Source organism: Cellulomonas sp. NTE-D12 (genome assembly GCF_027923705.1).
In the GTDB taxonomy this organism is placed as follows: Bacteria; Actinomycetota; Actinomycetes; order Actinomycetales; family Cellulomonadaceae; genus Cellulomonas.
Genome location: NZ_AP026442.1, coordinates 48582 through 68798, shown reverse-complemented (window position 1 = coordinate 68798; position 20217 = coordinate 48582). Strand labels below are relative to the sequence as shown.

General features: G+C 74.4%; 20 protein-coding genes and 1 riboswitch. Of the genes, 15 read left to right on the top strand and 5 right to left on the bottom strand.

Annotated elements, in window-relative coordinates:
- Positions 1 to 170 precede the first annotated feature (170 nt).
- Genes hemC through hemL form a run of 4 tightly spaced genes read left to right on the top strand, consistent with a single transcriptional unit; the run spans position 171 to position 4388 of the window.
- Complete coding sequence (gene hemC / locus QMF98_RS00295) at positions 171 to 1181, top strand: hydroxymethylbilane synthase (protein ID WP_337974119.1); 1011 nt, start codon at positions 171 to 173, stop codon at positions 1179 to 1181.
- Positions 1178 to 2017, top strand: coding sequence for a uroporphyrinogen-III synthase (locus tag QMF98_RS00290; protein WP_337974118.1), 840 nt, complete (start codon positions 1178 to 1180; stop codon positions 2015 to 2017). Before hemC ends, QMF98_RS00290 begins: the two co-directional genes overlap by 4 nt.
- Positions 2014 to 3048, top strand: coding sequence for a porphobilinogen synthase (hemB, locus tag QMF98_RS00285; RefSeq protein ID WP_337974117.1), 1035 nt, complete (start codon positions 2014 to 2016; stop codon positions 3046 to 3048). The genes QMF98_RS00290 and hemB overlap by 4 nt, the downstream gene beginning before the upstream one ends.
- Positions 3045 to 4388 (top strand): glutamate-1-semialdehyde 2,1-aminomutase, encoded by a 1344-nt coding sequence (gene hemL, locus QMF98_RS00280; protein ID WP_337974116.1) that lies wholly within the window; start codon positions 3045 to 3047, stop codon positions 4386 to 4388. The genes hemB and hemL overlap by 4 nt, the downstream gene beginning before the upstream one ends.
- A 57-nt stretch (positions 4389 to 4445) precedes the next feature.
- Here hemL and QMF98_RS00275 read toward each other — a convergent pair whose 3' ends face one another.
- Positions 4446 to 4877 carry an SRPBCC family protein gene (locus tag QMF98_RS00275; protein WP_337974115.1) on the bottom strand — a complete coding sequence of 144 codons (432 nt, stop codon included), beginning with the start codon at positions 4875 to 4877 and terminating at the stop codon, positions 4446 to 4448.
- A 174-nt stretch (positions 4878 to 5051) separates the two neighbouring features.
- Between QMF98_RS00275 and QMF98_RS00270 the strand changes: the two genes are divergently transcribed.
- The 7 genes from QMF98_RS00270 (at position 5052) to QMF98_RS00240 (ending at position 13364) form a co-directional block, all read left to right on the top strand.
- A complete protein-coding gene (locus QMF98_RS00270; protein ID WP_263731903.1) occupies positions 5052 to 5333 on the top strand; it encodes a metal-sensitive transcriptional regulator in 282 nt (93 codons plus the stop codon).
- Between the two features lie 28 nt (positions 5334 to 5361).
- Entirely contained in the window at positions 5362 to 5595 is a 234-nt protein-coding gene (locus tag QMF98_RS00265) for a heavy-metal-associated domain-containing protein (RefSeq protein WP_263731902.1), read from the top strand.
- A gap of 65 nt (positions 5596 to 5660) precedes the next feature.
- Positions 5661 to 8012 (top strand): heavy metal translocating P-type ATPase, encoded by a 2352-nt coding sequence (locus tag QMF98_RS00260; RefSeq protein ID WP_490715674.1) that lies wholly within the window; start codon positions 5661 to 5663, stop codon positions 8010 to 8012.
- A gap of 173 nt (positions 8013 to 8185) precedes the next feature.
- Positions 8186 to 9148 carry an SPFH domain-containing protein gene (locus tag QMF98_RS00255; RefSeq protein ID WP_337974113.1) on the top strand — a complete coding sequence of 321 codons (963 nt, stop codon included), beginning with the start codon at positions 8186 to 8188 and terminating at the stop codon, positions 9146 to 9148.
- A gap of 7 nt (positions 9149 to 9155) precedes the next feature.
- The gene (locus QMF98_RS00250; protein WP_337974112.1) at positions 9156 to 9374 is read left to right on the top strand and encodes a type II toxin-antitoxin system antitoxin; all 219 of its coding nucleotides are present in this window, start codon (positions 9156 to 9158) and stop codon (positions 9372 to 9374) included.
- A gap of 431 nt (positions 9375 to 9805) precedes the next feature.
- Complete coding sequence (locus QMF98_RS00245; protein WP_490715673.1) at positions 9806 to 10660, top strand: CPBP family intramembrane glutamic endopeptidase; 855 nt, start codon at positions 9806 to 9808, stop codon at positions 10658 to 10660.
- Between the two features lie 139 nt (positions 10661 to 10799).
- A complete protein-coding gene (locus tag QMF98_RS00240) occupies positions 10800 to 13364 on the top strand; it encodes a flippase-like domain-containing protein (protein WP_337974110.1) in 2565 nt (854 codons plus the stop codon).
- Between the two features lie 294 nt (positions 13365 to 13658).
- Positions 13659 to 13733: riboswitch (cyclic di-GMP riboswitch) on the bottom strand.
- A 275-nt stretch (positions 13734 to 14008) separates the two neighbouring features.
- Here the strand turns inward: QMF98_RS00240 and QMF98_RS00235 are convergent.
- Positions 14009 to 14179 carry a CsbD family protein gene (locus tag QMF98_RS00235; RefSeq protein WP_337974109.1) on the bottom strand — a complete coding sequence of 57 codons (171 nt, stop codon included), beginning with the start codon at positions 14177 to 14179 and terminating at the stop codon, positions 14009 to 14011.
- 52 nt (positions 14180 to 14231) lie between these two features.
- Complete coding sequence (locus tag QMF98_RS00230) at positions 14232 to 14924, bottom strand: 1-acyl-sn-glycerol-3-phosphate acyltransferase (protein WP_337974108.1); 693 nt, start codon at positions 14922 to 14924, stop codon at positions 14232 to 14234.
- A gap of 163 nt (positions 14925 to 15087) precedes the next feature.
- Here QMF98_RS00230 and QMF98_RS00225 point away from each other — a divergent pair, with 163 nt between their 5' ends.
- The 3 genes from QMF98_RS00225 to QMF98_RS00215 all read left to right on the top strand — a co-directional run bounded on the left by QMF98_RS00225 (position 15088) and on the right by QMF98_RS00215 (position 17712).
- Positions 15088 to 15780: a GNAT family N-acetyltransferase gene (locus QMF98_RS00225; RefSeq protein WP_337974107.1), complete on the top strand. Its 693-nt coding sequence runs from the start codon at positions 15088 to 15090 to the stop codon at positions 15778 to 15780.
- A gap of 117 nt (positions 15781 to 15897) precedes the next feature.
- A complete protein-coding gene (locus QMF98_RS00220) occupies positions 15898 to 16740 on the top strand; it encodes an aldo/keto reductase (protein WP_337974106.1) in 843 nt (280 codons plus the stop codon).
- A 42-nt stretch (positions 16741 to 16782) separates the two neighbouring features.
- Positions 16783 to 17712, top strand: coding sequence for an NAD(P)-dependent oxidoreductase (locus tag QMF98_RS00215; protein ID WP_337974105.1), 930 nt, complete (start codon positions 16783 to 16785; stop codon positions 17710 to 17712).
- Positions 17713 to 17746: 34 nt separating this feature from the next.
- Here QMF98_RS00215 and QMF98_RS00210 read toward each other — a convergent pair whose 3' ends face one another.
- Positions 17747 to 18568 (bottom strand): SDR family NAD(P)-dependent oxidoreductase, encoded by an 822-nt coding sequence (locus QMF98_RS00210; protein ID WP_337974104.1) that lies wholly within the window; start codon positions 18566 to 18568, stop codon positions 17747 to 17749.
- Positions 18569 to 18773: 205 nt separating this feature from the next.
- Here QMF98_RS00210 and QMF98_RS00205 point away from each other — a divergent pair, with 205 nt between their 5' ends.
- Positions 18774 to 19643 (top strand): hypothetical protein, encoded by an 870-nt coding sequence (locus QMF98_RS00205; RefSeq protein WP_337974103.1) that lies wholly within the window; start codon positions 18774 to 18776, stop codon positions 19641 to 19643.
- Here the strand turns inward: QMF98_RS00205 and QMF98_RS00200 are convergent.
- Positions 19640 to 20134, bottom strand: coding sequence for an ATP-binding protein (locus QMF98_RS00200; protein ID WP_337974102.1), 495 nt, complete (start codon positions 20132 to 20134; stop codon positions 19640 to 19642). The two genes, QMF98_RS00205 and QMF98_RS00200, sit on opposite strands and share 4 nt — an antisense overlap.
- Positions 20135 to 20217: the final 83 nt, after the last annotated feature.

The following is a 20217-nucleotide window of genomic DNA, read 5'->3' as shown; positions in this document are numbered from 1 at the left end:
TCGCGAGTCGACAGGCCGCCATTTTTCTGACGGGCTGTCATAAATGTGCGGTCGATGATTTCTGGGGCCGGGTGTGCCGTGGGTCGCAATGCCGTCCGGCACCACGGCCGGAAAGCGTCTCGATCGCCCCGAATTTCGACGCCACAGCAGCCGGAGGGACACTGACGCCCATGCAGGTGCGCATCGGCACGCGCGCGAGTGCGCTCGCGCTCACCCAGACCGGACACGTCGCCGCCGACCTCATGGCGGCCGGGCTCGACGTGGAGACGGTGCGCGTGCGCACGGAGGGCGACCGCAGCCGGGCGTCCCTCGCGGCGCTGGGCGGTACCGGCGTCTTCGTCACCGCCCTGCGCGACGCCCTGCTCGAGCGACGCTGCGACGTGGCGGTCCACTCCTTCAAGGACCTGCCGACCAGTGCGGCGCCGGGGCTGGTGGTCGCGGCGATGCCGGTGCGCCAGGACCCCCGTGACGCGCTCTGCGCCCGGGACGGGCTGACGCTGGCCGGGCTGCCGCGCGGTGCACGCGTCGGCACGGGCTCGCCGCGGCGCGCCGCGCAGCTGCGCGCCGCACGTCCGGACCTGGACGTGGTGGACCTGCGCGGGAACGTCGACACCCGGCTCGGCCGGGTTGCGGGTGGCTCCGGTCCCGGGGACCTCGACGCGGTGGTGCTGGCGCGCGCGGGGCTGGCCCGGCTCGGTCGGCTCGACGCGGTGACCGAGGTGTTCGACGCCGACCTGATGCTGCCGGCGCCCGGGCAGGGGGCGCTGGCCGTGGAGGTCCGTGCGGCGGACGCGGTGGGGGACGGTCCGCTGGCAGCGGCGCTGCGCACGCTGGACGATCCCGCCACCCGGCTGGCAGTCACCGCGGAGCGGGCGCTGCTGGCGCGGCTCGAGGCGGGCTGCGCGGCACCGGTCGGAGCGCTCGCCCAGCTGGTCGGCGACCAGCTCGAGCTGCAGGCCGTGGTGGCCGGGGTCGACGGCAGCCGGGCGCTGCGCCGCACGCTGCGCGCTGCCGTGCCAGACGTGGCGGCCGCCGCCGACCTGGGCACTCGGGTGGCCGACCTGCTGCTGGAGGACGGCGCGGCGGAGCTGGCGCCGGTCGGACCGAGCGCATCGGCCCGTCCGGCGGCGCCTGACGCCGGCCAGCCCGGTGTCCGGGAGCAGCAGGACGTGCGCGGATGACCGGTCCGTTGGCGGGTCTGCGGGTGCTGGTGCCCCGGCCGGCGTCCGGGAGCGCCGACGCCGAGGCGGCGCTGCGAGCCGTCGGTGCCGAGCCGGTGGTGGTGCCGCTGGTGCGCACCGAGGCGATCGACGACCCGGCGGTGCTCGACGCCGCGATGACGGACCTGCGCGCCGGGCGGTACACCTGGCTGGCGGTGACGAGCGCGGCGGCGGTCGGCGCGCTCGTCGGCCGCGCGCTCGAGAGCGCCGAGGCGCTGGGCGACGTGGTGGGCACCACCCGGGTCGCAGCCGTCGGACCGGCGACGGCCCGGGCGCTCGCGACCGTGGGTGTGACGGCGGACCTCGTCGGGACGTCCGGCGCCCGCGCGCTCGCCGAGGCGTGGCCCCGGCCCGACGTCGCGGGCGCGCGCGTGCTGTTCGCCCGCGGCGACCTGGCCGGCCCGGACCTGGTGGACGGGCTGCGCGCCGGTGGCTGGGCGGTCGACGACGTGGTCGCCTACCGCACGGTGCCCGCCGGCCCGGCGCCCGACGACGTGGTCGCCGCATGGCGCGACGGGTCGATCTCCGCGGCACTGCTCACCTCGCCGAGCACCGTGCGGGCCCTCGCGGCACGCTTGGGCCCTGCGCCGGCAGGGACGCTGCTCGCCTGCATCGGGCCGACGACGGCGGACGCGGCCCGCGACGCGGGCCTGCCGGTGGCCGTCGTCGCCCCCGAACGCACCATGACCGCCCTGGTCGGCGCCCTGGCCGACGCGGTGGCGGCCGCCCACGGCGATGTCCCCCCGGCTCCCGCCGCACCGGACGCAGCAGAACTCGATCCGAAGGAGACCCGATGACCACGGTCCCGACCAGCGTCCCGACCTCCGTGCCGACCGCCGTCCCCACCCCGGGTCGCACCCGCCTGCGCCGGATGCGCGCCACCCCCGCCCGCCGCCGCCTCGCCGCCCAGACGCGGGTGCACGCCGAGCAGCTGATCCTGCCGATGTTCGTCAAGGAGGGGCTGACCGACCCCCGCCCGCTCGGCTCGATGCCCGGCGTGCTGCAGCACACCCGCGACTCGCTGCGCCGCGCCGCCGCCGAGGCGGCCGAGGCCGGCATCGGCGGCGTGATGCTGTTCGGCATCCCGCTGCGCCGCGACGCGGTCGGCAGCTGCGCGACCGAACCGGACGGCATCCTCAACCTGGCGATCGCCGACGTGGTGGCCGAGGTGGGCGACGCGCTCGTCGTGCAGGCGGACCTGTGCCTGGACGAGTTCACCGACCACGGCCACTGCGGCGTGCTGGCGCCGGACGGCAGCGTGGACAACGACGCGACGCTGGTGCGGTACGCCGACATGGCGCTCGCGCAGGCCGAGGCGGGGGTCGACCTGATCGGGCTGTCCGGGATGATGGACGGCCAGACGGCGGCCTGCCGCGACGCCCTCGACGCGGCGGGGTTCACCGGCACCGCGCTGCTCGCCTACGCCGCCAAGTACGCGTCGGCGTTCTACGGCCCGTTCCGTGAGGCCGTCGAGAGCGAGCTGCAGGGCGACCGCCGCACGTACCAGATGGACCCCGCCAACCGCCGGGAGGCCGCCCGCGAGGTGGAGGCCGACGTGGCCGAGGGGGCCGACGTCGTCATGGTGAAGCCGGCGATGTCCTACCTGGACGTGCTGGCCGACGTGGCCGCCACGTCTCCCGTGCCGGTCTGGGCGTACCAGGTGTCCGGTGAGTACGCCATGATCGAGGCCGCCGCCGCGAACGGCTGGATCGACCGCCGTCGTGCCATCACCGAGTCCGTGCTGTCGATCCGCCGCGCCGGTGCCGATGCCGTGCTCACCTACTGGGCCGTCGAGCTGGCCCACTGGCTCTCCGAGGGGACCCGATGACCCACGCCCGTACCGAGCAGTCCGCGAGCGCGGACGCCTTCGACCGCGCACTGGGGGTGATCCCCGGCGGGGTGAACTCGCCGGTGCGCGCGTACGGCTCGGTCGGCGGGACGCCGCGGTTCATCGCCTCGGCGCACGGCGCGTACGTGCGGGACGTCGACGGGGACGAGTACGTCGACCTGGTCGGCTCGTGGGGTCCTGCGCTGCTGGGGCACGCGCACCCCGAGGTGGTCGCGGCGGTGCAGGAGGCGGCGGCTCGGGGCCTCAGCTTCGGCGCCCCGACGCTGGCCGAGGTCGAGCTGGCGGAGGAGATCCGCCGCCGCGTCCCCGCCGCCGAGCGGATCCGGCTGGTGTCGACGGGCACCGAGGCGACGATGACGGCGCTGCGCCTGGCGCGGGGCTTCACCGGCCGCGACCTCGTCGTGAAGTTCGCCGGCTGCTACCACGGGCACGTCGACGCGCTGCTGGCCGCGGCGGGCTCCGGCGTCGCCACGCTGGCGCTCCCGGGATCCGCGGGCGTCACCGCCGAGGTGGCGGCCGAGACGCTGGTGCTCCCCTACAACGACCTCGATGCCGTCCGGACCGCCTTCGAGGCCCACGGTCCGCGCATCGCCGCCCTGATCATGGAGGCGGCCCCCGCCAACATGGGTGTGGTGCCGCCGTTGCCGGGCTTCAACGCCGAGCTGCGCCGGATCACGGCCGAGGCGGGTGCCCTGCTGATCCAGGACGAGGTGCTGACCGGCTTCCGGGTGTCGCCGGCGGGCTGGTGGGGGCTGGAGGGCCAGGCCGAGGGCTGGACGCCGGACCTGCTGACGTTCGGCAAGGTGATCGGCGGCGGGCTGCCGGTCGCGGCGGTCGGCGGGCGGGCGGACGTGATGGCGTCGCTCGCGCCGCTCGGACCTGTGTACCAGGCCGGGACCTTGTCCGGGAACCCGGTGGCAGTGGCCGCGGGCCTCGCGACGCTGCGGCTGGCCGACGAGGACGTCTACGCCCAGGTCGACGCCACGTCGGCCCGGCTGCGCGGCTCCCTGTCCCGGGCGCTCGGCGAGGCCGGCGTGCCGCACGCCATGCAGTGGGCGGGCTCGCTGTTCAGCACCATGTTCGGGCCGGGGCCGGCCGCTGCGGGGGCCCGGGACTACGACGCCGTGCTGGCGAGCGAGCACTGGCGCTACACGCCGTTCTTCCACGCACTGCTCGAGCAGGGCGTGTACGCGCCGCCGTCGCCGTTCGAGGCGTGGTTCGTCTCGGCCGCGCACGACGAGGAGGCGATCGGCCGGATCGAGGCCGCCCTGCCGGCGGCCGCTGCCGCCGCCGCCACGGCGGAGCGTCTCACGGCCTGACCGCATCGTCGGCCCGCGGCGGCTGTACGGTCACGGCACAGCCGGAGCAGGGGCGGACTAGGTGGCGGGTGACTCCGACACCGTCTTCAGCCCGTCGAGCATCGTGCGCCAGTTGGCGGCGCTGTGCTCGGCCGCCTCGGCCGTCGGGTTCTTGTCCTGCTCGAGGACGACCCTGGTTCCGCCGTCCACCGGTTCCAGCACGTACTGCAGACGGTGGTAGCTCTCCGGCACGTCCGGCTGGCCCGACAGCGGGCTGAAGTGCGTCACCACCAGCCGGTGCGGACGCTCGACCTCCAGCACCTCGCCCTTGTCCTCGAAGGGGTGGCCCTGCCACTGGCCGCTCCACGTGATCCGGTGGCCGGGCTGCCAGTCGCTGACGGTGCGGGCGCCGAACATGATCTCCGGGCGCGGTTCAGGGCTGGTCAGGACGTCCCAGACGCGTTCCGCTGGCGCACCGATCAGCACCTCTGCTCGTGCGACGTGGTCCATGGCAGCCCTCTCGCCGTCGGGTGGTCCGGTCGTCGTCATCCTCAGCCTTCGCGGACGCACTCGCCTAGGGGGGTCGTCACCGACACGGGCCGTCCGTCCCTGGTACCAATACCCGGTAGGGGTATATAGTCACGGACGACGGGTCGACGAGGGCCCGCGCGAGGAGGACCCCCGGTGCCCGGTTACAGCGACGACAAGGACGCCTACCTCAAGCGGCTGCGCCGCGTGGAGGGGCAGGTGCGCGGCATCGCGCGCATGGTGGACGAGGACACGTACTGCATCGACGTCCTCACCCAGATCGCGGCGGTGACCAAGGCGCTGCAGGCCGTCGGCCTGGGCCTGCTCGAGGACCACCTCGACCACTGCGTCGTCGACGCCGCCCGGCAGTCCCACGAGGCCGGTCACGAGAAGGTCCGCGAGGCGGCCGACGCGATCGCCCGGCTCGTCCGCAGCTGAGTCCCGCACCACCAACCAAGGAGAAGCCATGAGCACCACCACCCAGTTCTCCGTCGACGGCATGACCTGCGGCCACTGCGTGCAGCACGTCACGTCCGAGCTGACGGCCATCCCCGGTGTCACCGACGTGTCGATCGACCTGGTCGCCGGCGGCTCGTCCCCGGTGAAGGTCACGTCCGACGCCCCGATCTCCGACGAGGCGATCGCCGCCGCGATCGACGAGGCCGGCTACGCGGTGACCCCGCGGGGCTCGCTGCTGTGAGCACCTCCGTCGCCGGCACCCCGGACGCGACCGGGGTGGTCGAGCTCGACCTCGCCGTCGAGGGGATGACCTGCGCCTCCTGCGTCGCCCGCGTGGAGAAGCGGCTCAACCGCGTGCCCGGGGTGCAGGCGACGGTGAACCTTGCGCTGGAGCAGGCGCACGTGCGGGTCGCGGTGCCCGAGGGCGGCTCCCCGGCGGACGTCGACGCCCTGGTCGCGGCCGTGCAGGCCGCCGGGTACGACGCGCACCCGATCACGCCGACCCCGCCGATGACCGACGAGGAGATCGCCGCGGTCACCGGTGGCATGGGCATGGACATGGGCGACGAGGACACCTCCGCGCCCACCGATGCCCGCGGCACCGACCTGCGGCGGCGGTTGCGGCTCGCCGCCGTGCTGACGGTGCCCGTGGTGCTGATCTCGATGGTGCCGGTGCTGCAGTTCCGCGGGTGGCAGTGGGTGGTGGCCGCCCTGGCCCTGCCGGTGGCGACGTGGGCGGCGCTGCCGTTCCACCGGGCGGCGCTGGCCGCCGGCCGGCACGGCTCGTCGACCATGGACACCCTGGTGTCGCTCGGCATCATCGCGGCCACCACGTGGTCGCTGTGGGCGCTGCTGCTGGGCGGCGCCGGTGAGCTGGGCATGCACATGCGGCCGACGTTGATCCCGTCACGCGCGCACGGCATGACCACGCCCGAGCTCTACTTCGAGGTGGCCGCCGTGGTCACCACGTTCCTGCTCGCCGGCCGGTACGCCGAGCACCGCTCGCGGCGCCGGGCCGGTGACGCCCTGCGGGCGTTGCTGGACCTCGGCGCCAAGGACGTGTCCGTCCTGGTGGGCGGCGTGGAGCGACGGGTGCCGATCAGCGCGCTGCGGGTGGACGACGAGTTCGTGGTCCGCCCCGGCGAGAAGATCGCGACCGACGGCGTCGTGGTGCGCGGCACGGCCGCGGTGGACGCCTCGCTGCTCACCGGCGAGCCGGTGCCGGTGGACGTCGGCCCGGGCGACGCCGTCACCGGTGCCACCGTCAACACCTCCGGCCACCTCGTCGTGCGGGCCACCCGCGTCGGCGAGCAGACCCGACTGGCACAGATCGGCCGGCTGGTCGCCTCGGCGCAGACCGGCAAGGCACCGGTGCAGCGGCTGGCGGATCGGATCTCGGCGGTGTTCGTCCCGGTGGTGCTGGCCCTCTCCGTCGCGACGCTCGTGGTGTGGCTGCTGTCCGGCGCCTCGGCTCAGGCGGCGTTCACCGCCGCCGTCGCCGTGATGATCATCGCCTGCCCCTGCGCCCTGGGCCTGGCCACACCGACCGCCCTGCTGGTGGGAACCGGCCGCGGCGCGCAGCTCGGCATCCTGATCAAGGGCCCGGAGATCCTCGAGCGCACCCGCGCCGTGGACACCGTGGTGCTCGACAAGACCGGCACGATCACCGCCGGTGCGATGCGCCTGGTCGACGTGCTGGCGGCGGACGGGGTCGACGCGGACGACGTCCTCGCGGTGGCCGGCGCCGTGGAGCGCGGCTCCCAGCACCCGATCGCAGCGGCGATCACGGCAGCGGCAGACGAACGCACGACGACCTCCGCCGCCGGCGCGGTCGACGTGGCAACCGCAGTCGGGACCGCCGACATGACCTCCGCGGCACCCGAGCTGGACGTGCACGACTTCGTCGAGACCCCCGGCCGCGGCGTCGCCGGCGTGGTGCGCGCCGCGCACGCCGGTGTCGGACTCGCCCGTCGCGTGCTCGTCGGGCGTCCCGCCTGGCTGCACGAGCAGGGCGTCGACACCACCCCGCTCGACGAGCGGTTCGACGCCGCCGAGGCGGACGGCGCCACCGCCGTGATGGCCGCCTGGGACGGCTCGGCGCGTGGCGTGCTGGTGCTCCGCGACCCGGTGAAGCCGACGTCGGCACAGGCGATCGCCGAGCTGCGAGCGCTCGGCATGCGTCCGGTGCTGCTCACGGGCGACAACCCGCGGGCCGCTCGGGTGGCGGCGCGCGAGGTCGGCATCGACGAGGCCGACGTGGTGGCGCAGGTGCTCCCCGAGGACAAGGTGGCCGCCGTCGAGCGGCTCCGTGCCGGCGGCGCCACCGTGGCGATGGTCGGCGACGGCGTGAACGACGCCGCCGCGCTGGCGTCGGCCGACCTCGGCCTGGCGATGGGCACCGGCACGGACGTCGCCATCGAGGCAGCCGACCTGACGCTGGTGCGTGGTGACCTGCAGTCGGCGCCCCAGGCGATCCGGCTGTCGCGCACCACGTTGCGGATCATCCGGCAGAACCTGTTCTGGGCCTTCGCGTACAACGTGGCGGCGATCCCGCTGGCGGCGACCGGCCTGCTCAACCCGATGATCGCGGGTGCGGCGATGGCGTTCTCCTCCGTGCTCGTCGTCACCAACTCGCTGCGCCTGCGCCGCTTCTCCTGACGCCAGCGCTTCTCCTGAGGCGACCGCTCAGCCCGATGCCCGGGCGCCGACCACCGCGTCGGCCCCGGGCATCGTCGTCCTCCAATCCCTCCCGGTCCGACTCGAAACCTGATATCACTTTGCTATCGCAGCCCCGCACCGGGGCCGCCGGTCAGCGAAGGAGTACGAGCCAGATGTCGGACATCGCCCCACCCCCCCAGGCTTCGGTGGGGGGTCAACCCGCCGGTCGCCCCGTGGGCAGCGGAGGGACGCGGGTCGACGTGTCCGAGCGGACCGCCTGGTCCCTCGGCAGCGCCGCCACGGTGCTGCTGCTGCTGATCGACGTCGCCCTGGTCATCACGGCGTTCAACCAGTTCGCGCAGGCCGACTCCACCGGCGACGACTCGCACGCCGGCCTCGGTGTGCTGCTGATCGCCGTCGCCGTCCTCACCTTCACCGGGGTCGGCGTGATCAGCCCCGGCTCCACCCGGGTGGTGCAGCTGTTCGGCCGCTACATCGGCACCGTCCGCCGCACCGGCCTGTTCACCACCGTCCCGCTCAGCAACCGCCGCCGGGTGTCGGTGCGGGTGCGCAACTTCGAGACCAACGAGCTCAAGGTCAACGACGCCGACGGCAACCCGGTGAACATCGCCGCGATCGTCGTCTGGCAGGTGGCGGACACCGCCAAGGCGACGTTCGCCGTCGAGGACTACGTCGACTTCGTCCGCGTGCAGTCCGAGTCGGCCCTGCGCCACGTCGCGATGTCTCACCCCTACGACCGCCCGGACACCGGCGAGGAGACCCTGCGCGGCGCGACCGACGTGGTGTCCGGCGAGATCGCCGCGGAGGTCGCCGCCCGCGTGGCGATCGCCGGTCTCGAGGTGGTCGAGGCGCGCATCTCCAGCCTCGCGTACGCCCCCGAGATCGCCCAGGCGATGCTGCAGCGCCAGCAGGCCGGCGCGATCATCGCGGCCCGCAGCCGCATCGTCGAGGGTGCCGTCTCCATGGTCGAGGACGCGCTCAAGCGCCTCGAGGACCACGCGGTGGTCACCCTGGACGAGGAGCGCAAGGCGGCGATGGTGTCCAACCTGCTCGTCGTGCTGTGCGGCGACAGCCGGGCCACGCCGATCGTCAACACCGGGTCCCTGTACACGTGAGCCACCCGTGAACGAGGGCGGCGAGCCGCGCGAGCGCAAGGCGGTGCTCCTGCGGCTGGACCCCGCGGTGCACGACGCGCTCGCCCGGTGGGCCGCCGACGACCTGCGCAGCGTCAACGCGCAGATCGAGCTGCTGCTCCGCGAGGCTCTGGCCCGGGCGGGACGCACCCCGCCCGGGCTCCGCCCACCCCGCCGTCCAGGCCGGCCCCCGTCCGCGCCCACCTGACCCGACCCCCCCAGCATCACGCTGGACCCCAGGCACCAGCACCCCGTCAGATCCCGCCCTGCACCACCGGCGCGTCCGACGCCATCCCTGCACCAGCAGCCCGCCAGACCCGCCGGCACCCGTCCGACCCCACCCGGACACGTCCGACCCCGTCCGAAGTCCCCACACCACCACGACAGCGTGTCGCGGGCCGAGGGGAGGTTCTCTTCTCGTGTGTACGCCTGATGTACGTACAGAGGGCGTACACGCCGAGAACCGATGCCCGACCTCCGAGCGGCACGCCGGACCTCCGAGCGGCACGCCAGACCTCCGAGCGGCATGCCGGGTCGCGTCGGCACGTAGGTGCCGGTCGTACGCTTCGCGGCATGTCGGCCGACGAGGCAGCCCGGGACGCCACGGGCGCCGCCCCGACGGCGGCCGAGCGAAGGCTGATGGACCCTGCGGGCCCCGGCTCGGCAGCCCGGACGGCACCTGCCGAACCGACGACGTCGGGCGAACGACCCGCCGGAACCCCGCAACCCGGTCGGCGCGCGCTCTCCCGCCGCCTGACCGCCGAGATCTGGATCGTCCTCGGCCTGTCCCTCGGCCGCTCCGGCGTGTACGCGGTGGTCAGCCTGGTCGCCAGCCTGACCGCCGGGCCCCCGCTGGCGTCCCAGAGCACCGCGCTGAACCAGAGCCAGTCCCCACGGCCGCTCCTGGACCTGACCTACCAGCTGCTCTCCATCGCGTTCGCCCTGGTGCCCGTCGCGCTCGCGCTGTACCTCCTGTCGGCCAACGGCCGCTCGGCGGTGCGTCGCCTCGGCCTCGATGCTCGCCGCCCGTGGCAGGACCTGGCCGTCGGTGTGGGGTTGGCGGCTGCCATCGGCATCCCCGGCCTCGGCCTGTACGCCGCCGGGCGGGCGCTCGGCATCACCGTGCAGGTGCAGGCCAGCGCGCTGAACGCGGCGTGGTGGACGGTGCCGGTGCTCGTCTTCTCCGCGGTGCAGAACGCGCTGCTCGAGGAGGTCGTGGCGGTCGGCTACCTCTCGGAACGGCTGCGCGAGCTGCGCTGGCGCGGCCCGCTGGTGGTGGCCGCGAGCGCCCTGCTGCGCGGCTCGTACCACCTGTACCAGGGCTGGGGACCGTTCGTCGGCAACGCGGTGATGGGCGTCGTGTTCGCCGAGTACTACCGCCGACGCCGGCGGGTGATGCCCCTGGTGGTCGCCCACGCCGTGATGGACATGGTCGTGTTCATCGGGTACGCGCTGGTCCCGGCGCACTGGCGCACCGCGCTCGGTCTGTCCTGAGCGCTCCGAGCACCCCGCGCGGTCGTCCTGAGCGCTCCGAGCACCGCTCACCCGACTGTCCCGAGCGCCCGGCAGACGGCTCGCGGAACCCGCGCCGACCGACCGCGCCCGTGAGGGTCCCCTGCCTAGACTCGCCCGCATGACCGCCCAGTCCTCCGGGCCCGGCGCCCGTGCGGACGACACGGCGCAGGACGTGCCCGGCACCGACCCGCACGAGCAACCGACCCTCCGGCTGCACACGGCGGTGCCACCTCCTCCGGTCGAGGTGATCGACGTCCCGACGTCGCGCGTGCAGCATCCCAGCGACCTGCTGGGCGTGGTGCTCGGGGTGCTCGGCGTGGCGCTGGTGCTGGCGCTGGCGTCGTACGCGCACAACACCACCTCCGGCGTCGCGGAGGACGTCCAGGGCTTCGCCACCCTGCTGCGACGCATCCTGTTCGTCCCGGTGAACGCCCTGGTCGGGCTGATCACGCTGGCGGTGCCGCTGCTGGTGCTCGGCGAGCAGGCGCTGCGCCGGCGCGGACGGCTGCTGCTGGAGACGATGGTCGGCGGTGCTGCGGCGCTCGCGCTGAACGCCGGCGCGCACTGGCTGATCAGCGGCCTGACGTCCACCGACCTGGCCCAGAACCTCTCGATCCGCGTCGGCACCGGCTGGCAGCTGACGCTGCCGGCGTACGCCGCGCTGGCGGCCGGGGTGCTGACCGTCGCCGGGTCCCGGGTCAGCACCTCCGTGCGGTGGGGCTGGAACGCCCTGTGGGTGGCCGTGGGCATCACCCTGATCACCGGGCAGGTGTCCCTGCCGGGCGTCGCGGTGTCGGTGCTGCTGGGCCGCATCGTCGGGATGGCCGTCCGGTACGTGTCCGGCGTCGCCCCGCAGCGCGCGTACGGCGAGGACCTCGCGGTGGGTGTGCGCCGGGCCGGCTACACGCCGCGGCGGCTGGTGCGGGTGCCGGACCAGGAGACCGCCGCGGCACCGCACCGCGACCGGTACCCGCCGCTGCCCGATCCCGACCCGGCCTCTGCCGCGCTGGCCCGCTCGTCCGGCACCCGCGTGTACCGAGTCGAGACGGCGTACGACGAGGTGCTCGACCTGGTGGTCCTCGACCGCGACCGCCAGGTGGTCGGCTCGTTGGCCCGCCTGTGGCGCAGCCTGCGGCTGCGCGGTCTCGAGGGCCGGTCGGTGGTGTCCCTGCGCCAGGCCGCCGAGCGCGCCGCCCTGCTCTCCTACGCCGCCGAGGCCGCCGGTGTGGACACCCCCGGCCTGCTGCGGATCGGCGAGAACGCCGACTCGATGCTGCTGCTGCTGGACCACCCGCACGGCGGCGTCCCGCTGACCGACCTGCCGGACGCCCGGCTGACCGACGAGCTGCTGCGCGCGGTGTGGGCCCAGCTGCGCCGCGCCCACGCGGCCGGCATCGCCCACCGTGCCGTGACCAGCGACAACATCGTCGTCGGACCCGTCTCGCACGGGGTCCCGCGGGTGTGGCTCACCGGCTGGGAGCAGGGCGACGTCGCGTCGTCCGAGCTGGCCCGACGGATGGACCTGATGCAGGTGCTGGCGCTGCTGGCCCTGCGAGTGGGCGCCGAGCGCGCCGTCCGGTCGGCAGCGGATGCGCTCGACGCCGCCGACGTGGCCGCCATCGGTCCGCTGCTGCAGACCATCGCCCTGCCGCGGCAGACGCGCGAGGCGATGCGGGCGCACAAGGAGGTGCTGACGGAGGTCCGCGAGGCGCTGGTGGCCCGGCTGCCCCAGGCGGACGTGGAGCCGCAGCAGCTCGTGCGGTTCGGCGCCCGGACGCTGCTGACGATCATCGTCACGGTGGTGGCCGTGTTCGTGGTGCTCACCACGATCAACGTGAACGAGATCGCCGCCGCCCTGCGCGCCAGCGACTGGCGGTACTCGGTCCTGGCCTATGCGCTGGGCCTGATCACGCTGCTCGGCGGAGCTCTGGCGCTGGTCGCGTTCAGCCCCGTCAAGGTGCCGCTGTGGCGGGCCACCCTGGTGCAGACAGCCGGCACGTTCGTCGCCCTCGCGGCACCCGCCGGCATCGGCCCCGCGGCGCTCAACCTGCGCACGCTGACCAAGCGGGGCGTCTCGGCCACCCTCGCGGCGGCCACCGTCGCGCTGGTGCAGGTGACGCAGTTCGTCGTCACCGTGCTCCTGCTGCTGGTGCTGTCCCTGCTGTCCGGGACGCAGCAGCAGTCGGCGCTGCCCGTCTCCCCTGTGGTGCTCGTCGCCGTCGCCGCCGTCGCCGGCCTCGTGGCCGCCGCGCTGCTGGTGCCGCGCGTGCGGCAGTGGGCGCTGGCGAAGGCGATGCCGACGCTGCGGCAGACGTGGCCGCGGTTCATCCAGGTGATCGGCCAGCCGACCCGCCTGGGCCTGGGCCTGCTGGGCAGCACCGTGATGACCATGGGCTACGTGCTCGCGTTCGACGCGAGCCTCGCCGCGCTCGGCCAGAGCGCCAGCCTGGTCAAGGTGGCGATCGTGTACCTGGCGGGCACGACGGCGGGCTCGCTGGTGCCGACGCCGGGTGGTGTCGGCACGGTCGAGGCCGCCCTGACGGCCAGCCTCGGCGCCGTCGTCGGGCTCAACCCCGGTGTCGCCCTGTCCGTGGCGGTGCTGTTCCGGGTGCTGACGTACTGGCTGCGCATCCCGCTGGGCTGGGTGGCCATGCGGCGGCTGCAGAAGCTCGGCGAGCTCTAGTCACCTCGCGGCGCGCGGCGCCTCGTCGGACGACGTGCAGCGACCAGACGGCATCCGGCGACCCGACGGCGAGCGGCAACGACGATGTCGCAGCGCGCCGACGGCGCACGGTGTGGCTCAGGCGGTGGCCCTCAGGCAGCGAGGTCCTGGTGGGGGATCACTGTCCCCGCGCCGATCCTGGCCGCTACGCCAGCCCACGACTGCACACGCGCAACGGGTGTGGAGAGGGGCTGGAGGGGCGTGTTGACCGGTTCTGCTGCCGATCCTCGCTGGTCCATGTGACCGTCCTGCCTGTTCGGTAGCCCGGCTGACCTCGAGGGTCCCGTGGCTTTGCGTCCCCGCCTTGCGGAGGGTTTGCCCATTCGCTGACAGGTCAGACAGTAGATGATGACAAGTCGCCCCGGAAGGCCCTCAGACTCCTCAATTCGGGCACTTGGTGCTTTTTCACCCGCAGGACGTCAGTCCTGGTCGGAGAGCCAATCGGGCGTGTAAGGACACTTCGTGCAGCATTGTGACGGCGAGTCGGCACAATCCGACCGCGTCCGACCGCCTTGTGACGACGGCCCGCGGGACGCGTGACCGACCGTCCAGGAACGCCACGACGCCCCGGCACCGACGTCGGTGCCGGGGCGTGCTGCGGGAAATCAGGACAGCTTGTCCTTGAGGCGGTCGCCCTCCTGCTTGAGCTCGCCCACCGCCTCGTCCTTCTTGCCCTCGGCCTCGAGGCGCTCGTTGTCGGTCGCCCGACCGACGCCCTGCTCAACCTTGCCCTTGGCCTCCTGGGCCTGGTGACGGATCTTGTCGTCGAGTCCCATCGGCTGCTCCCTCCTGCTCGCTGCCGTCGTGCGACGGCCGACCCGGTCGACGCTAGGTCGGGTTCGGCCCACCCGCATCCGGAGCGGCGGGCGGCCGCAGCCCGGCGGGGCCCGCGTCGCCCGGTGCGGGGTCGACGGCCGGAGCAGCGCCGTCCTCGTCGCGCAGCCTGGGCTCCGTGCGCCGTGCCGGCACCAGGCCGGACTTGTCGGCGTAGAAGCTTCGGATGCGGTCCATGTCCGCCGGCACGTCCCCGGTGAGCCGCAGGGTCGGGCCCAGGCCGGTGGTCATGGTGGTGCGGTCGACGTAGCCGAGGGTGACGGGTAGGTCCGCGGCGCGGGCGATCCGGTAGAACCCCGACTTCCAGCCGTTGCCGGAGCGCGTGCCCTCGGGGGTCACGACGAGGTAGAACCGCTCACCGGCCCGCAGCCGCGCCACAACGGCGTCGACCAGGCCGGTGGGGTCCCGCCGGTCCACCGGGATGCCGCCGAGAGCGCGCATCAGCGGGCCGGCAGCCCCCCGGAACAGGGTGTGCTTGCCGAGCCAGCGCAGGGGCAGACCGGCCTCCCAGGCGATCGCGAGCATCAGCACGAAGTCCCAGTTGGACGTGTGCGGGGCACCGATCAGCACGCCGGTCCCGTCCACCGGCATCCGCTCCGTCACCAGCCGCCACCGGCTCACCAGCCAGAACGTCCGGGCGGCCACCCGGCGCACCCGGGTGCCCAGGGTCTGCCGTGCGGGGGTCATCCGGCCTCCTGCTCGTCGTCGGCTCCGTCGCCGTGCGGACATCCCACCACGTCGGACCTGGGAGGACGAACCCGGCACCCCCACCGGCGAGCGTCACCCGAACGGCTCTCCGAGTCACAGCCCGGTGTTGCAACTGGACGAACGTCCGGGTGATCATGCGCCTATGGTCACGGACGGCGCCGAGCGCAGACCCGCGCGGGTGCACACGGTCCGGACGACGCCGGACGTGCTGGTCCCGCTCGTGGAGGCGGACCGGCGGGGTGCCGCTCAGGTGCTGGCGGCGGCACTGGCCGACGACCCCGGCTACCGGCACCTGTTCCCGGACCCGAGGCGCCGCGAGCAGGAGCTGCAGGCCCTCTACCGGATGACGCTCGACGACGCGATCAACCACGGCCGCGCCTACGTCACCCGCATCGGGTCGGTGGTGACCGGGGCCATCGCCATCTACCCGCCGCACACCTATCCGATGACCACCGCCCGCTGGCTGCGGCAGGGACTGCGCATCGCCCGGATGGCGACCATCACGCGCGAGCACAGCCGGGGCATCGCCCGGTTCGGCTCGCTGACCGCGGGGGGCGTGCCGACGGACGCCTGGTACGTCGAGGCGCTGGGCGTGCGGCCCGACCTGCAGCGCGCGGGGCGCGGCTACCGCCTGATCCAGCAGGCGTTCGCACTGGCGGACGAGGCCGGGGAGCGGTCGTACCTCGAGACGACCAAGCCGGAGAACGTCGCCTACTACGCCGAGATGGGCTACGAGGAGACCGGCGCACAGGTGTCGCTGGCAGGGGCCGACGGGCCGTGGATCGTGCCGATGCTGCGGCCGGCGCGCGAGGCGGCGGCGGTCCGCGCGGCCTGACGGCGCTCGACGCGCTGCCTGGCGGTGAGGCCGGATCGGCGGTCTGATGGGAGTGGACGGTCGTCTGCGACCTCGCCCGTCAGCTCGCCCGTCGTTCCCGCTCGTGAAGGAGCCACCGTGCCTGCCGTCGTGCCCCACCTGACGCTGAACAACGGGGTCGAGATCCCGCAGCTGGGCTTCGGGGTGTTCCAGGTGGAACCCTCGCGGACCGCAGAGGTGGTGCTCGACGCGTTCGAGTCGGGCTACCGGCACATCGACACCGCGCAGGTGTACAAGAACGAGGGCGGGGTGGGGGAGGCGCTCGCGCGGTCCGGCCTCGACCGCTCCGACGTCTTCATCACCAGCAAGCTGAGCAACGGGTTCCACGAGCCGCAGGCGGCCCACGACGCGTTCGAGCGGACCCTGGAGGCGCTCGGCACGCCGTACCTCGACCTCTTCCTCATCCACTGGCCGCTGCCGAAGGTCGGCGACTTCGTCGACACCTGGCAGGCCCTCGAGGCGCTCTACGCCACGGGCCGCATCCGGGCGATCGGCGTCTCGAACTTCCACGAGCACCACCTGCGCCGGCTGGCCGAGACGTCCACGGTCACCCCGGCGGTGAACCAGATCGAGGTGCACCCCTACCTGTCCCAGAACCCGCTGCGCGCCTACGGTCGCGAGCACCGCATCGTCACCGAGGCCTGGTCGCCCATCGCCCAGGGCAAGGTGCTGTCCGACCCGGAGCTGGTGCGCATCGGCGGCGCGCACGGCCGCACGCCCGCCCAGGTGGCGCTGCGCTGGCACCTGCAGCGCGGGGACGTGGTGTTCCCCAAGACCACGCACCGCGAGCGCATGGACGAGAACCTGGCGCTGTTCGACTTCGAGCTCGCCGAGGAGGAGATGGCGGCGATCGAGGCCCTGGACCGGGGCATGCGCACCGGACCGGACCCCGACGAGTTCAACTGGGTGCCGCAGGACTGAGTCGACGCGCGCGCACGGCGTGTCGGTGCGACCGTGTGTGCCATGAGTGACGACCTGCGGGTGACCGTGCTCGGCACGGGCACGATGGGATACGGGTTCGCCGTCTCGCTGCTGCGCGCGGGGGTGTCCACCACGGTGTGGAACCGCAGCCGGGAGAAGGCCGAGCCGCTGGGCGAGCTCGGCGCCAAGGTGGCCGACTCCCCGGTGGAGGCGGTGCGCGACGCCGACGTGGTGCTGACCATGCTGTTCGACACCGACGCGGTGGCGGCCGTGATGGGTGAGGCGATCGAGGCGATGCCCGCCGGTGCGGTGTGGGTGCAGTCGAGCACCGTCGGCTCCGAGGGGACGGCTCGGCTGGCGGGGCTGGCCGAGCAGCACGGCGTGGCGTTCGTCGACGCTCCGGTGCTGGGCACCCGCAAGCCGGCGCTGGCCGGCAAGCTCGTGGTGCTCGCGTCCGGCCCGGAGGAGCTGCGCCCTCGCGTGCAGCCCGTGCTGGACGCCATCGGGACGAGGACCGTCTGGGTGGCGGACCGACCCGGGCCGGCGTCACGGCTGAAGCTGGTGACCAACGCCTGGATCGCCACGCTGACCGCCGGGGTGGCGCAGTCGGTGGCGCTGGCGCAGGTGTGGGGCCTGGACCCGCAGCTGTTCCTGGACGCGATCGACGGCGGCCAGCCGGACAGCCCGTACGCCCACGTCAAGGGCGCCGCGATGCTGTCCGGCGACTACGAGCCGCAGTTCGAGCTGGCCGGTCTGCGCAAGGACCTCGAGCTGGTCGCGGCGGAGGCCCGGCGGGCCGGGGCGCCGACCGCACTCGTCGAGACCCTCGAGCACGCGTACGCCGCCGCGGTGGACGAGCACGGCACGCCGCGGGACATCGCCGCGGTGGTGGAGGCGTTCCGCGTGCGGTCGGGGGGTGCCGGCGGGACCGAGGGCGACTCGGTGCCGCGGGGGCGGCACGCGCAGCCGTAGGTCGTCGTCCACCGCCCCGAGCTCGGGTGCTGGCCTACTCCTCCACCATGGCGGCGCTGGCCTCCCAGAGGCCGCGGGCCAGGTCGCGGTCGGCCGCCAGCGGGTTGGTGCGCGCGATCCGGCGCTTGACCCAGTACTGGCCGGACACCCAGTCCTCACCGGCGGTGCCCTCGGCGAGCCACACGAGCGTGTCGGCGCCTCGCTCGGGGCCGATCATCGCCCGCCGGCCCAACGGTGAGCGGTAGAGCCGTCCCCACAGATGGTCGGCGTCCGTCGCGAAGCTCGTCGCCACCCCGCCCGGGTGGAAGGTCGCGGTGGAGATGCCGCGGCGGTGGTACCGCCGGTGCAGCTCACGGGTGAACAGGATGTTCTCCAGCTTGCTGGCGCCGTACGCGCGCTGTGCCGAGTACCCGTGCCGGGCGTCCAGGTCGTCCAGGTCCACGCGGGCCCGCCGGGCCGCGATGCTCGACGTGGTGATCACGCTGGCGACCGACTCGACCAGCGTGTCGATCAGCAGCGTGGTGAGCAGGAACGGCGCCAGGTGGTTCACCTGGAACGTGCGCTCGTGACCGTCGGGCGTGACGTAGCGGCGGTCGTTGAAACCGCCGGCGTTGTTGGCCAGCACGTCGATGCGCCGATGCGCCGCCGCGAGCGCCGCCGCCAGCGAGCGGACGTCGTCCAGCCGCGTGAAGTCGGCGACGTGGTGCTCGGCGTCCAGCTCCTCGGCGACCGACCGCGTGCGGTCCGGATCACGACCGACCACCACCACCTCGTGACCGGCGGCGGCCAGCTCCCGTGCGGCGGCCGCGCCGATCCCGTCGCTCGCACCGGTGATGACGATCGTCTTGCGCGCCACGTCTGCTCCCCTCCTGCGCCGGCCCCTGCGTCCCGGCCCGCTCCCGGCTCTCATCCTCCTGCCTGTTGCGGCGTCCGGGCGCGGCTCCGGCGGTCCGATGTGCGGCGCGTGTGCCGGGAGCCTGGGTCCGGACGGCGGTGTGCGCCGCGGCAGACCGGCCGGGGTGCTGCGGCGCGCCTGCGGGGCCGCCGGTAGCGTGCCTCGGGTGGAGTGGGCGGCGCTCGGCAGGGTCGCGTGGGCGTGCGCCGCTCGGGCGCAGCGGCCGGGCGGCGGTCCGACGGCGCCACGCTCGCCGCTGCCGTCGGCGGACCAGGGGGCGGTGCTGCTCGCGGCGGCGGCCGCCGGTCACCGCGAGTCGACGCTGCACCGGCTCGAGGACCACCTCCGCACGACGCCGCCCGAGCAGCTGTCCGCCCTGCTCGACCCCCTGTCCCGGCAGCTGCGGCAGCGCAGCGGCACGACGTGCGGCTCTGCGTGCCTGGTGACGGCCCGCGCGCTGGCCGACCCTGTCTACGCCCTGTGGCTGCTCGAGGGGTTCGACGCCCGGACCGGTCAGCACGCCGCCGCGGACCTGGGCGAGCGGTTCGCGGCAGCCGAGCGGGTGGTGCACGCGCGCACCACGGCGCCGGTGCTGCCCGGCGGTCGGTGGCAGGTGCCGTGGCCGCGAGCGCTCGGCACACCGCCGTGGGCGGTGGCGACCGAGCTGACGCGGATCTGGGCCGGGGTGCGGGGTGGCGGAGTGCCGGCCGACGGGGGCGCCGGGCCCGTGGCGCGGTTCCGGACCCGGCTGGTGGACCCCGACGACGAGGGCTCGCGGCGCGCCGCCGCCGAGGCGGTCGCCGCGGCTGTGGCCGGCGGACGGGTGGCGGCGCTGTTCGTCGGCGACGGTGCGACCCCTCGGCACGTCACCCTCGCCGTCGGTGCGGAGGGGCCGGTGCTGGCGGTGTACGAGCCGGGATCGGGCGACGTGGTGCAGGTACCGAGCGCCGAGCTGGTCGCGGGCCGCACCGTGCTCGGCGGCTGGGACCGGCTCTGGGCGGTGGTCGTCCCCGGCCAGACCCCGTCGGCCGGCTAGACCTCGTCAGCCAGGAACGTCGCCCACACGTGCTTGCTGGTGCCGTCCGCGTACCAGCCGACCTGCAGCGCCAGGCGGCGTGCCAGGTAGAGACCGAACCCGCCCTCGCCGTGCTGCCGCGCGGCCGCCAGCACCGGCTGCCGGTCGACCGCGCGGTCCTCGACGTCCAGCAGGTAGGTGGTGCCGTCGGCCAGCAGCGAGACCTGGGTGGGCGGGATGCCGTAGCGCAGCGCGTTGGTGGCGAGCTCCGACGCGACCAGCACCACGCGTTCCGGGACACCGCCGGTGAGGATCTCGCCGACATGGCCGGTGACCGCCTCGTGGATCTCGGCACGCAGCGCGCGGAGCTCGGCGGTGGTGTCGAGCACCCAGGTGCGCACCAGCTGGAACGTCGGCGGTGGTGTCGAACGGGCCAGCGGCTGGTCGGCCTCGGAGTCGGGGATGCCGGCGGCCTGGAGCGCTGCCTGCATCTCGCTCGACACGTCGCTCACCATCGCCTCCCCGTGCGGCGTCAGATACGCACCCGAACCTGTCGCGGACCCGGACGACGGTAACCCGTGCGGCGCGCATGGGC